Below are 15,662 nucleotides of genomic sequence, written 5' to 3' on the forward strand. Positions count from 1 at the left end.
TAATATAAAACAAAACCAAATCCATTGCCATCTGGCGGGAGGAGATTCATGAACCGGAAACCGTTTTTCGCCTACCGTTCTTTCCAAAAAGAGTTCGATGCCATGCGGGAATTTCACGCGGCCGGGGTCAATCAGTTCTGCGTTTTCCCCGCTCATACCACCAATTCGCTCGGCGAACCCTATTCAGAATATCCCCCCACCTGGCTCGCACCGGAGGTCTACGACTTCGCCCCGTTCGATCAGCAGATCGAAGATGTGAAGAAAATCTCCCCGAATCCGGAAATTCTTTGCATGGTGGACCTCAACTCGCCCTCCTGGCTGGTGCGGCGGCTCAACGTCGCCCACTGCGGTCCTGCCGACAGCTTTCTCTCACTCACCGACGCCCTGTCCTCCCCCGCCTGGTTCGAAGCGACATGCAACTACATGGAATCATTGATCCGCCACGCCGAAGAAAAATACGGCCATTTGATCCAATGCTACATCCTCGCCTGCGGCACCACCGATGAGTGGATGGACTATTCCAACGGCCGCGAATCGCTCCAGAAACTCAATCGCTACCGGGAGTGGGTCAAAGCCCGCGGCGAAGCGGAGCCAGAGTGTATTCCCACCTACGCGCAACGCTTCCACGCCCCCCACAACGGACTGCGCGACCCGCAGCAGGACGCCGATGCACTGCGCTACTGGCAGTTCCACAGTGAACTGGTGGCCGACTCCATCCTCCGGTTCGCCGGGGCGGCCCGCGCCCTGATTCCGGAAGGCAAAGAGATCGGCGTCTTCTACGGTTACGTCCTGGAGCTTGGCACCAAACGCCTGGTTCAGGCAGGTCACCTCGCCTGCGACAAACTTCTCGCTTCGGACCAGATCGATTTTCTCATCAGTCCCGGTTCCTATCAGGATCGCGAGCTCGGCGGCGGCGGCGGCTTCATGATTCCGAACGGTTCGATCCATCTGGCGAAGAAAGGTTATCTGCACGAATGCGACCACAGGACCCACACCGCCAATCTCGAACTGACCAGCTACATCAAACTCACCTGGATGCCGCTGCTCTGGAAAAACGAAACCGAAGACATCGCCGGATTGCGGCGCGAATTCTGCCGCTCCCTCTTCCACGGGACCTCGCTCTGGTGGTTCGACATGTGGGGCAAATTCTTCACCGGCCGGGAAACCCTCCGGGAGATCGCCCGGTTCAAACAGATCTGGGATCGTCTCGCCGACCGGAACCGCCAGCCGGATGCGGAGGTCGCCCTTTTCGTCGATCCGGCCAGCCTCCGGTATGTGAACGATGAATCTGAGAACAGTTTTGCCGGAGCAATCATGCCCCCCCTGCTCCGCTGCTGCAACCGTCTCGGAGCGCCCTATCGGGTCTACACCCTCGCAGACCTCCCCCGGATTCCGGACCTCGACCGCTTCAAGCTGGTGATCCTCCCGGCGCTCTACGAGGTGACGCAGGAGAAGCGCGCTCTGCTGGAGCAATATCTTTTCCGGAAGAATCGGACCATTCTCTGGCTTCATGGCGCCGGTCTCTCCGACGGGGAACGCTGGTCGGAAGCCGCGATGGAAGAGCTGACCGGGTTCCCCCTCGACGCCTCGGGAGGCCCGGTTTCCCGGGGAAGCTGGTTCTCCGCCAGCTGTCCGCAGAGTGACGCGCTCACCCCCGGAATCCTGCGCGATCTCGCCCGTTCCGCGGGAGTGCACCTCTACAGCGATTCTCCGCTGCCGGTCTGGGCCTCGGAGGATCTGCTGATGGTTCACAGTGCGGCGGCCGGCCGTTATGAAATCCACCTTCCCCGGCAGGCCGCGAAGGTGACGGAGCTCTTCAGCAACCGTATCGCTTCGGAACAGAGCGACCGCATTCTCTGCGACTTTGACGGCCCGGGGACCCTCCTGTTCGAACTGCAATACCGCTAGGTCAACGCGCCTCCGGCCGCCATCGGGGAACTGCCATGTCCCTGCCGGGGCGCGCAAACCCGGTCGGTGTGCCCCGGCCGTCGAGGGTGTCGGGGTCGGAAACGGTCGATTCCCTATTGCCGTTTCCGGGGTGTCCCATCCTGGCAACATCGTGTGCAAGGGCATACGACGCCTCCAACTCCCCGCGAAAAAATAGCTCCAACGGTTCCAACCTTTTCCAGAAGAAACAGAAACCGTTGACCGGGGAAACTCTAGGGAGTGTCCGCTCGATGCCCCCTCCTCTCGCCCACGTAATGTTCGCCCGCCGCAGTGCAAGATGAAAAAAAAATCCCCCGGAGTTTCCGCCCCGGGGGATTCTGCTCGCTGGCGATATCGAATTATTTCGACACCGTCGATTCGATCGCCTGCTTGACCGATTTCAGCGTCTGCTCGACCGAATCGTTGCGCGGAATCACGATGTCGCTCACCGTCACCGCGATGGTTCCATCCGCTTCCGGACGCGAACTGAACGCCGCCTCGATGTTGACCTTTTCCGTAAGTCCGCGTTCCTTGACGAATTCCACAATCTTGCCCAGCAGCTGCTGCCCCGGACACTCCTTCTGCTTCGTGCAGATGGTGACGCAGATCGTCGGAGCTCCCTCCTCCGGAGAGTGCATGATCGGACTCTTCGCGTCGAAAAGCTGACTGCGGTTCTTGTACTGCGTGTGCAGACGGGTGTGCGCCTCATGCGACCCGGGACGGCCGCCGAAGCTCTCCGCATAGCACTTGTCCACCCAGAAGTTGTCCTGCGGCTTCTGCACCTGACGCTCCTTGTCGGTGTCGTAGAGGCCGGAGGCACGCTTGGTGCGGAATCCCTCTTCGTTCGAAATCGGCTGTCCGCCGCCGGCCACACAGCCGCCCGGGCAGGCCATCACTTCGACAAAGTCGAATTCCGCACGCCCCGCCTTGATGTCTTCCAGCAGTTTCCGGGCATTGCCGAGACCGTGCACCACGGCAATCCGCAACTTCTTGCCCGCAACCTCGATCACCGCCTCCTTGCGCGGAGCAAGTCCGCGCACCTCGCGGAAGTCAATCTCTTCGAGCGTCTTGCCGCTGACCTTTTCCACGGCGAACCGCAGCGCGGCCTCCATCACGCCGCCGGTCGTACCGAAGATGACGCCGCCGCCGGTGGAGAAGCCGAGCGGCATGTCGAAGGCTTCCGGCTCCAGCTCCTTGAGTTCGATTCCCATCGACTCGATCATCGAGGCAAGCTCGACCGTGGTGAGCACATAATCGACATCCGGACGGCCCTCGTTGCTGAACTTCGGCAGCTGCGCCTCGTACTTCTTCGCCGTGCAGGGCATGACCGAAACCACCACCAGATTTTCCGGCTTCACGCCGAGCTTCGCCGGGAGCGTCTTCCGCGCGACAGCACCGAAAATCGCCTGCGGCGAACGGGTGGTCGACACATTCGGCAACAGTTCCGGATAGAAGGTTTCCGCAAATTTCACCCACGCCGGGCAGCAGCTGGTAAACATCGGCAGCGTCCCGTTGTTGCTCAGCCGGTCGATGAATTCGGTCGCCTCCTCGAAGATCGTCATATCCGCCGCGAAGCAGGTGTCGTAGACGTAGTCGAATCCCATCATTTTCATCGCGGTGACCATCTTGCGGGCAACGTTCTCCCCGGTCGGGAATCCGAAACGCTCGCCCAGCGCCACCCGGACGGCCGGCGCAACCTGCACCACCACCACCTTGTCCGGATCGTAGATCGCGTTCCACACCTTGTCGGCGTCGCTCTTCGCCACAATCGCTCCGGTCGGGCAGACCTGCGCGCACTGGCCGCAGTTGACGCATTCGACGTCGTTGAGGTTGTTGTCAAACGCCGGAACCACACGGGCATTGGCGCCGCGGCTGGCGAAATCCAGCGCGCCGACGCTCTGCACCTCGGAGCAGACCCGGACGCAGTCGCCGCAAAGCACGCACTTGTTCGGATCGCGAACCAGCGACGGGCTGGAGGCATCCAGCGGCAGATTCTTGAGCGACTGCTTGTAACGGACATCCTTCACACCGAGCTTGCGGGCGAGATCCTGCAGCGTGCAGTTCGCACTGCGCTGGCAGGTCGGGCACTCGCGGTTGTGGCTGGCGAGCAGGAGCTCCACGTTGATCTTGCGCATGTTGCGGATCGCACGGGTATCGGTGTGAATCACCATCCCCGGTTCCGGCTTGGTCGAGCACGAGGCCATGATCCCCCGCCCCTGAACCTCCACCAGGCAGAGGCGGCAGGCGCCGTAGATCGACAGCTCGGAATGGTAGCAGAACGTCGGGATGTCAATACCGGCCTTGCGGATGAGCTCGAGCAGATTGCGCTCGCCCGCAATCTCAATCTCGCGGCCGTTGACGGTCAAAGTATTCTTCACTTCACTCATTTTATTTTCTCACTCCAGTGGTAGTTTTGATTACAGGCCGATGATCGCTCCGAACCGGCAGGCCGCCTTGCAGGCGCCGCACTTGATGCACTTGTCGGCGTCGATCACGTGAACCTCGCGGACCTTGCCGCTGATCGCTCCGACCGGGCACTTCTTGGCGCAGGCGGTGCAGCCTTTGCACTTCGAAGCGAGAATTTCCGGCCGCGCCAGCGCCTTGCATTCGCCCGCCGGACAGGTCTTCCGGAAGACGTGCGCCTCATATTCATCGCGGAAGTACCGCAGCGTCGAAAGCACCGGGTTCGGCGCCGTCTTGCCGAGGCCGCAGAGCGAACCGAGCTGAACCGCCTTCGCGGTCTCTTCGAGCAGTTCCAGCGTGTGGCGGTCGGCGCGCCCCTCGATGATGTCGTCGAGCATCGCGAGCATCTGCTTGGTGCCTTCGCGGCAGGGCACGCACTTGCCGCAGGATTCATTCTGGGTGAACTGCATGAAGAAGCGGGCGATCTTGACGATGCAGGTCTGCTTGTTCATCACCACCAGACCGCCGGAACCGACCATCGCGCCGACCGATTTGAGCGAATCGAAATCCATCGGCAGATCGAGCATCTCCGGAGTGAGGCAGCCGCCGGAGGGTCCGCCGATCTGAACCGCCTTGAAATCCTCGTCGGTCACTTCGCCCTTGTTGTTGGTGACGCCGCCGCCGATGTTGTAGACGATTTCGCGCAGCGTGGTGCCGAAGGGAACCTCAATGAGTCCGGTGTTGGCCACGTGACCGGTGAGAGCGAAGGTCTTGGTGCCGGGGGACTTCTCCGTACCGACCGCCTTGTACTGCTCCGGCCCCTTGAAGAAGATGCCGGGAACCGACGCGAGCGTTTCGACGTTGTTGATGACCGTCGGCTTGCCCCACAGTCCGCTCTGGGCCGGGAACGGCGGCTTCGGCCGCGGCATGCCGCGCTTGCCTTCGATCGACGCGATCAGCGCGGTCTCCTCACCGCAGACGAACGCGCCGGCGCCTTCCATCACGTTGACCCGGAAGCAGAAATCCGAACCGAACAGGTGATCGCCCAACAGTCCGGCCTCCTCGGCATCCTTGACCGCCGCCCGCATGCGGGTCACCGCCAGCGGATATTCGGCCCGGACGTACACATACCCCTCATCGGCACCGATGCCGCGCGCGGCGATCATCATGCCTTCGATGACGGCGTGGGGGTTGCCCTCCATGACCGAGCGGTCCATGAACGCACCCGGGTCACCTTCGTCGCCGTTGCAGATCACATACTTCTTATCGTTCTTGCTCGCGAGGGTGAATTTCCACTTGAGACCGGTCGGGAAGCCGCCGCCTCCGCGGCCGCGCAGCCCGGAGTCGATCGCCGTCTGGCAGACCTCTTCCGGAGTCATCTCCAGAATCGCCTTGCGGGCACCGAAGTAACCGCCGCGGGCGATGTATTCGCGCACACAGCCCGGCTCGATCCGGCAGTTGGCCAGCACTACGCGCTTCTGACGGTTGTAGAACGGGATATCGGCGTCGCCCTTGCAGTGAGCGCCGGTCTTCGGGTGCACGTAGAGCAGACGGTCGATCACCTCGCCGCGCTGCAGCGTGCGTTCGACGATCTCCGGAACGTCGGCCACTTTGACCTTGGTGTAGAGGATATCGCCCGGCTCGATGTGAAGCAGCGGCCCCATCTGGCAGAATCCCTGGCAGCCGGATTTCGAAATATAGGTGCCGGTGTGCTCCTCCTCCTTGCGGAGTTCGAGCGTGACGTCGACGCCGGCCTTCTTCAGCGCCTCGGCGAGGGCGTCGCGGACCTCCAGCGAACCGTTGGCGACGCAACCGGTTCCGGCGCAGATGATGATGCGGCGCTGAATTTTGGAGGCGGCCGCCTTGTAATCGTCGCGGATTTTCTCAAGATCGACGGTTTTCTTTGCTTCGATGCTCATATTTTCTGGCTCTCTGTTGGATTGGGATTACTTGTTCGCGGCTTTCTCTTCGGCCATGATCTTCTCGACGATCTCCACCGCGCGCTCCGGGGTGCACTGTCCGTAAACCTCGTCGTTGACCACCATCACCGGGGCGAGGCCGCAGGCGCCGAGGCAGCTGACCGTCTCGATGGTGAAAAGCAGATCGGAGCTGGTGCGCTTGTCCGCCGAAAGATTCAGCCGTTCGTAGAGCGCGTTGAGCAGGCCGTGCGATTTCTTGACGTGGCAGGCGGTGCCGTCGCAGAGCTTGATGATGTACTTGCCCTTGGGCTGCATGGAAAAGTGCGCATAGAAGGTGGCGACGCCGTAGACCCGCGACGGAGGCACGCCGATGCTGGTTGCGACATAGCTGATCATATCCCGGGAGAGATACTTGTAGACCGCCTGCACCTCCTGAAGAATCGGAATCAGCTTCGCTTCCGAGTACCCGTACTTCTCGAGGATCTTGTTGACCGCGGCGAGATGGTCGATCATCGCCTGGGTGGTTTCCATGGTTTCCTGCATTTTCGCTCCTTGGTTGCTTGTATTTGGGTGATTGCTCTATTCTTGTTTCAATCGGAAATTCAATTGCCGTCCTGCTGTTCGAGATCGGCGAGACGCCGGTTCATTTTGACGGAAAGGACCGCCAGCCCGCCGGCGATCACTTCGCGCTGCACCACGACCTCTTCCGGAACTTTCAAACTCACGTTGGCGAAGTTCCAGATCGCCCGGATTCCCCCTGCGACCATGGCGTCGGCCACCTCCTGCGCGAAGGCGGCCGGGACGCAGATGATCCCGATGCGGACCTGAAGCCGGCGGACGAGTTCCTCGAGCCGTTCGACGCCGAAGACGCTCCGCCCGTGGATTTCGGTGCCGATCTTGCCGGGATCGGCGTCGAAGGCGGCGATGATCTTGAGCCCGTACTCTTCGAACCCTTCGTAGCCGAGCAGGGCACTGCCGAGAGAACCGGCGCCGACCAGAATCGCCTCGGACGCATTGTCCCAGTTGAGATAGCTTTTGATCGCCTCGATCAGCTCTTTGACCTTGTAGCCGACGCCGGGCTGGCCGGTGACGCCGGTGACGGCGAGGTCCTTGCGGATGACGATTTCGCCGAGGTTCATGTAGCGGGCGAGTTCAGGAGTGGCGACGATTGAGATTCCAGCCTTCCGCATTTCGGAGAGCTTGTACAGATAGGTGGGCAGACGACGGATTGTCGGAAGTTTCTGGACTTTTACATTTGCCATGAATCGGGGCCGCCCTCTCTAAAAATTAGATGCAGATAAATTCCTTTTACACGACACGAGCCGACCTGGATCCCCTTTCCCCGGAATCCGGTCAGCTCATCAGTCGCATTTCGGCAACACCCGCCGGGTCCGGAACCCGACATTTGCCGCACTCTCTCAGTTTTCCCGCAACTCCGGCGAAATCCCCGGGCCGCGGCACAGGTTCGATAGTTTTTTACCGAACTGTTTTATAAAATACACCCGACCTGCTTCTTTTTCAAGCCCACTTCGATACTTTTTTATCGAAACGATCGATTTTTCACCGAAAAACGGAATGAGAGAAAATTACGGTAGCATGACGATTCCGAAACAGCAACGATTCCGGTGAAGCGGTCCCTTCCCCCATTGAGCGGAACGAACCGCGACGGAGCGGGGAGACTCGGCATCGTTGGCACGTACGGAAAATCCGAGAACCTTCGCCCCCTTCCGGATCGGGAAGCCGCATTCCACCGTATATCCGGTGGAATCCCGGTGTACGCTCCAGCGGAACTCCTCCCGCCGGAGCGAAAGGGAGTCGAGCACGAACTGCCCGGCTCCGCGCTCCTCCGGCAGCAGGAAGAGGCGGATGGTTTCCGCCGTGTAGTTTTCGGCTCCCGAGAGGGGAAAGTTCTGCGGTTCGAAGTCGAGGAAGAGCTCCAGCGAATCGGTCTGCCATGGGGCACGCAGCGGCGACACTCCGGCCCGGGTCGTATCCTCCACGCGGAAACGGCAGACGGCTCGTCCGGCCCGGACCGCGATCGTGCCATTCGCTCTGAGTACGCCATCCGGACTGGCGATGCGGATAACCTCTCCCGCCCGAATCACGGGGTTCTCATATTCCCGCACCGGGAATTGTTCTTCGCTGCCGGAGAAGGAGATCGAAGTCACCGGCACCGCATCCCGGACGGGGAGCCGAAGAACGGCCGACGCGCCTCCGGCGATCGTTCCCTTTCCTTCACCGCCTTTGCCGCCGTTCAACCGAAGCGTGCAGGAAGCGGCTTTCTTCGAACGGTTCCGAAGCGTGATCCAGCGGGTATCGCCCACCTTGCGGACCACCTGTGCGGGCCGGAACGGCTGTTTCCACTCCAGCGAGGTCTGTTTCAACTGCTTCAGGAACTCGGATTCGCCGATTCCTTCCGGCAGGCAGAACAGCGGAGCAGATGAGATCGCCGCCTCCGCCGGAGTGAGCGGATTGCCGTACAGATCCATCACCCGGATGTTCCGCCATCCCGGCGTAAGTCCGGAGAGGCGGCCGTAATTCCAGACCGCCGCAATGAGCGAACGATCTCTGCGGCGGTAGACGTAGCAGACCGTATCCGGTTCCAGGCGGAACTTCGCCAGCGGCTCGGCCCCTTCGAACCAGCGGGCCAGCGCGTTGAACATGACGGCGTTCTCCCCGGGAATCCATTCCGGATTGTTCGGACCCACTTTGATGTGCGGCGAGAGGAGCGGCACCCAGAATGTCGTCAGGTGGATGGAGATTCCCTGCTTCACCCCTTCGCCCAGATCGGTCAGATAGCGGACCGCATTTTCGTCGGCGCGGTAGAAGTCCGGGCTGAACCGGGGGCGTATCCAATCCGCGGTGAAGTAGAGTTCGGTATTCCAGATCGGTTTTGCCGCACCGCCGTAACGGTTCACCATCTCCCGGAACTCCCGGATCATCCGATCGGCGGGAAAGGCGGGGCCGGGGTTCGACCGGCGGAAGGCGGTGGGTGTCGTGCCGGTGCACCGGCAAGGAGGAGAAGCCTCGCTGCCTTCACTGAATCCCGAAAGGAAAAGCGAAAGGTTCCCCGGGTGGAAGAGTTCCCGGAAGAATCGGGGGGACGGAAGATTGATCACCTTCACGCCGATTTGCCCGGCAAGCGCGTTCATCGAATAAACACTGCGGAACGGAGTGTAACCGCAACTGACAGAGAGGAACTGCCTTCTTCCGCTCCGGCTCCGCCCTCCCGGAGAGATTCCGGTTGCAGAACGGAAACGAAGCTCCATTCCAAGTCCGGGGAAACTGCCCGCCAGTTGCCGTGAGACACGTCGAAGGGAGCTCCGCCGCATAAAACCCCATGCGGCGATCAGCGCCACGCGGAGAAAAGAAGTATTCATTCTTCGGACAGTTTGAAATTCCGAATCTCAAACCATCCTTTCTGCCTCCAGTTCACCAGCGCAACGGAAAGACGGTCGGAGCGCGGAACAACCTCCAGGGAAAAGTTCCGCCATTCCGCGTTCAAAGGTGAATTCAGAAAGTTGCGCCGTTCAGGATCGTTGAAATAACCGATCAGCTTCACATCGCCCCGTACCTGAAATTCGAGCCGGTATTTTTTCCCTTTTTTCACACTGAGCGGAGCTGTGCCGATGGTTACGTAACGCTCCGCATTGGAACATTCCACGCGGAGAATCCCATCACCAGGAATACTGAACAGAAACCGATGTTTCCCGTCGGTCGTTTCAAACATCGCCCCTCCGGGAGAGACCCGAAGAGTTCCCCAGCCGAACAGAGTCGAAAATGCGGAAGTCCGGTGAATTTCTTTTTCCACTTTTTTCCGAATAAACCCTTTGGGGGAACCATCGGGGTTCCGCCGGATATGGTGATAGAAGACGCCGCTTTCCTGCGTGGCCAGCAGCAGATCTTCGCCCGCGACGGCCACGACCGCATTGATCGAACGCCCGGGCACGGTTCGATCAAAATCGTAGAACCACCAGTTTTTGCCGCCGTCCTCAGTGAAATAGACGCCTTCATTGGCGGAAACGGTGAATCGTCCGGCCTTCTCACGATCAAAATAGAGGCGTCCCGCGATTCCGGGGAAGGTCTCAAGTTTTTCCCAGGTTCTGCCGTCATCATCGCTGAAAAGGAGGCCGGTTTTTCTTGCGGCGAGCCAGAGGCGGTTGAAAAAAGGATCTGCCTGAAGATCGGCGAGCCCCCACGGCTGCGCCTTGTCGCTCCGGACCGTTTCCCAGCGGCCTTTTTCTTTATTCCAGCGGCAGACGTGATTGTAGACGATGCTCATGCAGACAGGCGTTCCGGCTTTTGATACCGCCAATTCATATCCGCAGACGTTGGTATTTTCGAAAAAACCTTTCCCTTTATGATATGTCAGATCGGGGAGTCCCTCACTCATCCGCGTCCAGTTTTCACCCGCGTCACGGCTGACATAGACTCCGCCGCCCTCCCCATCGGCAAATTCATTTGAGACAGCGAGATAAACGGTTTTTGCATCGGCGGGATCAACGGCGATGGAGCCGCGCACGTAATATCTCTGTCGATTCGGGAGTCCCTGCTGACGCGGAACTTTCCATGTTTTTCCGCCATCGTGCGAAACGGAAACCGTGGATGCCCGCGGTCCGCTCGCATAAATAGTCCCGGGATCGGAAGGAGCGACTTGAAAGAAATTACGTTCATAGCCGAACCCCGGATACGGCGTAAATGTCTCTCCGCCGTCTTTGGAGAGATACCAGGAGTGATCCATCAAGGTAACGAGAAAATTCCGGGTCCCGGGGAGTACAAACGCACTTTTCATTACGACCTGCGACATGCCGGTACTGGTGCAGATCCAGTTCTCACCCGCATCGAAAGTCTGTAAAACATTGTAGAAATCAGTTGCATACCAGTGATTCTGATCGTATGGATCAATCGTAATGCTTCCGGTCGCCTTGAACGCATGATCATCGATAATGTGCGCACCAAGATAATCCCGGGGATCCACCTTCCGGATGTCGATTCGCTTCCACTCGTCACTGCCGTGATCCAGTCGATAAAAGTCTTTGAGCGTGCTGGCGACAACAAGAAAATCTTTTCCGGCGCCGAGCGCCGTGTAGATGTTTTTGTTGCAGTATTTATCGTGATACTTGACAGTCTCTTTATTCAATCCCCTGGAATAATCCGTCCACGTTTTACCGTTATCGGTACTGCGTTTGACTGTCTCGTAATTGAAAAGCGCATAAAGTTCTCCGGGGTTGGAACAGCTCTGAACAAGTTCAGAAGGCGATTCCGATGAAAGTTTCACCCACGTTTTCCCGCCATCTTCCGTCCGGAAAAATCCAACGTCGAACTTTTGCTTCCACAAAGCTGACGGAGCCTTCCATCTGGCAAGAAGAGGTGAGCAGAGCCAGATCCGGCTGGGATTGGTTCTGTCGTAGCGAAGATCCGTCGGATTCAGAGAATGAGTCCAGATGGAATTCCAGGTTTTTCCGTTGTCGGAGCTTTTCATAACACCGTCGTTTCCTCCGACCATGATCTCATCGGGATTTTGCGGATTGCGGTCGATGATGAAACCGGTTGTCCGCCGCATGCCGTTGTCGGTATGGATTCTCCCGACAATTCGGAACGTCTTTCCTCCATCGCAGCTGGCGAGCAGAAAACCTTTCCCAAATTGCCTGCAGCTGACCACTGTGATGAAATGATCCGCGTTCCGGGGATCGACGGAAAGGCCGCGAATCTGATATCCTACCCCGTTCGGGAATGCGCCGTGAAGCATGCGCCAGGTGTTCCCCTTGTCGTCACTGCGGTAAACTCCCGCCATGTCGATATAGGCGTAACAGCGGTCTGGCTTCGAAGGACAGAGTACGACATTCTGTACGTATCCTCCTCCCCAGAAATTTCCGGAAGTCCAGCCGTTGTATGTAAACGGCGGCTCCTCCGCGGCAGTTGCGAAAAGGATCAGGTGCAACACGAGCAGGACTGCTGCCGAAGTTCTTTGTATCCGAGTCATGAAAATTCCTTTCTGTAATTTGTCAGTCGATGTCTCTTGCGTTGTTAATTGCCTCGTCGAATCCCTTGCCGGTATAACTGGCCAGGATCAGGATCTTGTTTTTCGGTCCTCCGTTCCATACCACTTTCATGGCGGTATGTCCGTCGGCATAGAGGAATGTTGCGGCTCCGGAGTGATTCGGCCCGATATCATTGGAATTGATGAGCCAGGAATAGCATCTGCCGTAAAACCACCCCATGTAACTTTCTTTGAAATGCTCATTTGCCTGCTGATTGCTTTCATAATCAGTTTCCGCAACGAGATAATAAGAGGAGGTATTTTTAAGGGAGGAGAGTCGTTTCGGCTGCGTGTTGCCCATCCCTCTCACGAACGCCATCCACGGAACGATGATCCCGTAGCTCAGCCGGTTCCATCCCGAATTGGAAAGCTGTGTCCGGTCGGAAGGACAGATGAAGTTTTTGCATTTTCCGTTCAAAGTCCAGTAGTATTTCCGATTAGGAATGCTGTACAGATAGCTTCCCCAGATCATATCCCAGCTGTTCCCCTGATAGTCGACGGAGGAGAAATCTGTATGGATATAATTGGTCGATTTCGCCGGAATCGGCGCAGTGACGAAACCGCTGCTGTCCACCAGATATTGTCCCATGCCGATTCCCTGCTGCTTCAAATTGTTCACGCACTGGATGCCCTTGGCTTTCTCCCGCGCGGAATGCAGGGCGGGCAGAAGCAATGCAGCCAAGATTGCAATAATAGCAATTACGATAAGAAGTTCTATCAGTGTAAAAGTTGCTCTCCTGCAGAACAAAATTTGCTCTTTTGACATGATTCATCTCCTTCCATTTTCTGTTTTATATCCGCCACCGGAAAATTTATGAACCAGGCTGACATCGATTTCCTCTTCTTCGCTCATTCCTCTTGTCGTACCATCAAATGTAAACAGGCGATCAGCTTTCACAAATCCCTTTTTCAAATACACAGTTCCGGACAGAGACATTTTTTGAATCGACGTACTCCAGTTCGTGCTTCCAGCCGGAATCATCGCCTTCCCAGCGGATACGGACATCATCAAATGTGACATGCTGTGCATGTTTGACGAAAAAGGCACAGTCTTTTGAAGAACGGCCCCACTTGCCGTTTGCATCGACATGGGGAGCCTCGCCGGGACCGCTGTACCGGAATTCCACATTCTTGAACCGGATATTCTCAAGAATTCCGTTTTCGCATCCGATGAGATACGAGGTGGCGGAGGCAGTTCCAAAGATATTGGAAAAGGCGATGTTTCGCTGTGTAATCACCCCTGCCGGCGGAGGCATTTCCTCCGAATTCAGGAGCTTGATGTTGAAGGGACGGTACGCATCCGTCCGAATGTTGTCGAACTGCAGATCGGAAATACAGCGGACCCCGCTTTTTTTCGGATTGTACATGGAAACAAAGCAGATACCGGTCCGTGTCCCCTCCCGGATCATGATATTGCTGAAACAGGCATTTCGGATCTCGCCGGAACCAACTCCGACCCGGATGGCGTTGGCGAATCCGGAACGGAGAATGCAGTTGCCGATCACAATGTTTTCACACGCCTTCGGCCGCCGGAGCCGCGCGGCTCCGGCGCGCAGAGTGAGCGCGTCATCGGCAGTATCGATGAGACAGCCGGAAACGACGACGTTGCGGCAGCAGTCGATATCAATTCCGTCGTTGTTGATTACCAGCGGATGCCCGCTGATCCGCACGCCCGAAACGATCACCTCTTCGCAGCCATGAAGAAACAGATGCCAGTAGGAAGCATTTTTCAGGGAGAGATCGCGGATCTGGACCCCCCGACACTCGGCAAAAAAAATCATCTGCCCCGGGCGTTCGGGATTGCTTTTCAGATGCCATCCCCACTTTTCCGTCATCCAGTAAAGCGCATCGCCGTCGATGCAGCCTTCGCCGGAAAGGGAGATGTTTTCCTGCTCCACAGCAACAATCAGATGCGCGCCGGTTACGGACTCCGCTGAAAACACCGCATTTTGAGGACAGAAATCGTCCGCGTTGTAATCGGCCCGGGAATGACTCGCCCGCAAAACCGCTCCCGCTTCCAGATGCAGTCCGCCGTTGCTTTTCAGGTAGAGGGTTCCGGTCACATAGACTCCCCGGGGGATCCTCACGATTCCGCCGCTGTCGATCGCCCGCTGAATCGCGGCCGTATCATTTGCCGAACCATCACCGACAGCTCCGAAGTCCTTGACATTTACCATAGTCGATCCTCCTTTCGTTCCCGTCACATGCAGCACAACATTTTCCGTCAATCCGTTGCCCGGGCAAAGGGCATTTCCCACGTCAGACAATGCTCATTTTATAATCATAATCGAACATGATGTGTTCAGGAGGGAGCGACGGATCGGCGAGACGTTTCCGGATCTGCGTCACAACCTGTTTCCCGAATTCCTCAAACGGGAACGTAAACAGCATAACTGGTCCCGGTGCATTATCCGGCTTGAACATGAAGGTGGCGATCCGGCACTCTTCCTGAAGGTCAATCCCGTATTTGCGCATGAGATTGATGATCGGCGCGAAGTATTCCAGGGCCGGCGCAATTGCCTGCGGACGGAATCCGGTTTCAAGAAGTTGTTCGAATCCTTCGAGATCATTCAGAAAAAAATGATTGTCGGGAATGTGAATTCCCGATTCCGCAAAGATATCCCGGCAGCCGCGAAAGGTCGTATCATGGTAACGCCTGGTCTGAATAAACAGCACCTTCCTGCGTCCTTCCGCCAGAAGTGCCTCCCCGAGAACACGTCCTTTGCGATACCGGTCCAGCTCAATTCCCGTCAGGCCGGGGAAGGCGACATCCACCGTGATGACCGGCCGGTATTGCTGAATTTTTCGGAGAAGAGGGAGCTGTTTTTCAAAAGGAGCGATGCAAACCAGCACATCGCAACAGATGCTTCGCAGTTCTTCAACGAGATCATTTTCACATTCGGAGAAGAGGTGGATCTGCTGGATCACTGCCGGCATTTTAGCCGCCTCCATCGCAACATGCGCCCCCAGAGTCAAGCGGTAGTACGGTTCGTAAATAATCTTGCCGTCGCCGTCGAGAATTCCGATCAGGGGAGCCTGATATTTCTCCCGTCTTGCCGTCGGAACGGTAAAGGTACCGATTCCGCGGCGGCTGACCAGGAATCCTTCCTTCAACAGCAGTTTCAATTCAAGCTGGGTGGTGCTGCGGGCAATTCCAAGCTCCTGCGCCAAATCCCTGTTGGAAGGGAGGCGTACCGATTCCCCCGCACATTGATAGATCAGATCCATCACATAACGCCGGACACGCATCCGTGCGCTGTCTCGCTTGTTCCCGGTCGCTGAAAGCATGATTTTCCATACCCCCGCATCAATATCGGGCCACCAATCGGGCCTCTTGCTTTTAATTATACAATAAAATAAAAAAAAGTCAAGAG

General features: G+C 57.7%; 11 protein-coding genes. 1 reads left to right on the forward strand and 10 read right to left on the reverse strand.

Annotated features, from left to right (window positions below; genetic code table 11):
• Nucleotides 1-48: 48 nt before the first annotated feature.
• Nucleotides 49-1,908 carry a hypothetical protein gene (locus tag ACMLHG_RS04205; RefSeq protein ID WP_417169667.1) on the forward strand — a complete coding sequence of 620 codons (1,860 nt, stop codon included), beginning with the start codon at nt 49-51 and terminating at the stop codon, nt 1,906-1,908.
• Between the two features lie 377 nt (nt 1,909-2,285).
• Here ACMLHG_RS04205 and ACMLHG_RS04210 read toward each other — a convergent pair whose 3' ends face one another.
• The 10 genes from ACMLHG_RS04210 to ACMLHG_RS04255 form a co-directional block, all read right to left on the reverse strand.
• A complete protein-coding gene (locus ACMLHG_RS04210) occupies nt 2,286-4,313 on the reverse strand; it encodes an NADH-dependent [FeFe] hydrogenase, group A6 (RefSeq protein ID WP_295808373.1) in 2,028 nt (675 codons plus the stop codon).
• Between the two features lie 30 nt (nt 4,314-4,343).
• Nucleotides 4,344-6,248 (reverse strand): NADH-quinone oxidoreductase subunit NuoF, encoded by a 1,905-nt coding sequence (locus tag ACMLHG_RS04215; protein WP_295808375.1) that lies wholly within the window; start codon nt 6,246-6,248, stop codon nt 4,344-4,346.
• Between the two features lie 27 nt (nt 6,249-6,275).
• A complete protein-coding gene (locus ACMLHG_RS04220) occupies nt 6,276-6,791 on the reverse strand; it encodes a complex I 24 kDa subunit family protein (RefSeq protein WP_294436499.1) in 516 nt (171 codons plus the stop codon).
• 59 nt (nt 6,792-6,850) lie between these two features.
• Complete coding sequence (locus ACMLHG_RS04225) at nt 6,851-7,510, reverse strand: redox-sensing transcriptional repressor Rex (protein WP_294436500.1); 660 nt, start codon at nt 7,508-7,510, stop codon at nt 6,851-6,853.
• Between the two features lie 324 nt (nt 7,511-7,834).
• Nucleotides 7,835-9,400, reverse strand: coding sequence for a sugar-binding protein (locus tag ACMLHG_RS04230; RefSeq protein WP_417169668.1), 1,566 nt, complete (start codon nt 9,398-9,400; stop codon nt 7,835-7,837).
• Nucleotides 9,401-9,624: 224 nt separating this feature from the next.
• Complete coding sequence (locus ACMLHG_RS04235; RefSeq protein ID WP_417169669.1) at nt 9,625-12,231, reverse strand: hypothetical protein; 2,607 nt, start codon at nt 12,229-12,231, stop codon at nt 9,625-9,627.
• Nucleotides 12,232-12,253: 22 nt separating this feature from the next.
• Entirely contained in the window at nt 12,254-13,054 is an 801-nt protein-coding gene (locus tag ACMLHG_RS04240) for a prepilin-type N-terminal cleavage/methylation domain-containing protein (protein WP_417169670.1), read from the reverse strand.
• 3 nt (nt 13,055-13,057) lie between these two features.
• The gene (locus ACMLHG_RS04245; RefSeq protein ID WP_295808386.1) at nt 13,058-13,201 is read right to left on the reverse strand and encodes a hypothetical protein; all 144 of its coding nucleotides are present in this window, start codon (nt 13,199-13,201) and stop codon (nt 13,058-13,060) included.
• Entirely contained in the window at nt 13,176-14,465 is a 1,290-nt protein-coding gene (locus tag ACMLHG_RS04250) for a glycoside hydrolase family 28 protein (RefSeq protein WP_295808388.1), read from the reverse strand. Before ACMLHG_RS04250 ends, ACMLHG_RS04245 begins: the two co-directional genes overlap by 26 nt.
• Before the next feature lie 82 nt (nt 14,466-14,547).
• Entirely contained in the window at nt 14,548-15,576 is a 1,029-nt protein-coding gene (locus ACMLHG_RS04255; RefSeq protein ID WP_417169671.1) for a hypothetical protein, read from the reverse strand.
• Between the last annotated feature and the right edge of the window lie 86 nt (nt 15,577-15,662).

Source organism: Victivallis sp. (genome assembly GCF_048170485.1).
Lineage (GTDB): Bacteria > Verrucomicrobiota > Lentisphaeria > Victivallales > Victivallaceae > Victivallis.

Excerpts from the sequence above, each read along its gene's own strand:
- ACMLHG_RS04240 (WP_417169670.1), bottom strand. The coding sequence starts at position 13,054 with ATGTCAAAAGAGCAAATTTTGTTCTGCAGGAGAGCAACTTTTACACTG.
- ACMLHG_RS04210 (WP_295808373.1), bottom strand. The coding sequence starts at position 4,313 with ATGAGTGAAGTGAAGAATACTTTGACCGTCAACGGCCGCGAGATTGAG.
- ACMLHG_RS04215 (WP_295808375.1), bottom strand. The coding sequence starts at position 6,248 with ATGAGCATCGAAGCAAAGAAAACCGTCGATCTTGAGAAAATCCGCGAC.
- ACMLHG_RS04235 (WP_417169669.1), bottom strand. The coding sequence starts at position 12,231 with ATGACTCGGATACAAAGAACTTCGGCAGCAGTCCTGCTCGTGTTGCAC.
- ACMLHG_RS04225 (WP_294436500.1), bottom strand. The coding sequence starts at position 7,510 with ATGGCAAATGTAAAAGTCCAGAAACTTCCGACAATCCGTCGTCTGCCC.
- ACMLHG_RS04250 (WP_295808388.1), bottom strand. The coding sequence starts at position 14,465 with ATGGTAAATGTCAAGGACTTCGGAGCTGTCGGTGATGGTTCGGCAAAT.
- ACMLHG_RS04220 (WP_294436499.1), bottom strand. The coding sequence starts at position 6,791 with ATGCAGGAAACCATGGAAACCACCCAGGCGATGATCGACCATCTCGCC.
- ACMLHG_RS04205 (WP_417169667.1), top strand. The coding sequence starts at position 49 with ATGAACCGGAAACCGTTTTTCGCCTACCGTTCTTTCCAAAAAGAGTTC.
- ACMLHG_RS04255 (WP_417169671.1), bottom strand. The coding sequence starts at position 15,576 with ATGCTTTCAGCGACCGGGAACAAGCGAGACAGCGCACGGATGCGTGTC.
- ACMLHG_RS04230 (WP_417169668.1), bottom strand. The coding sequence starts at position 9,400 with ATGAACGCGCTTGCCGGGCAAATCGGCGTGAAGGTGATCAATCTTCCG.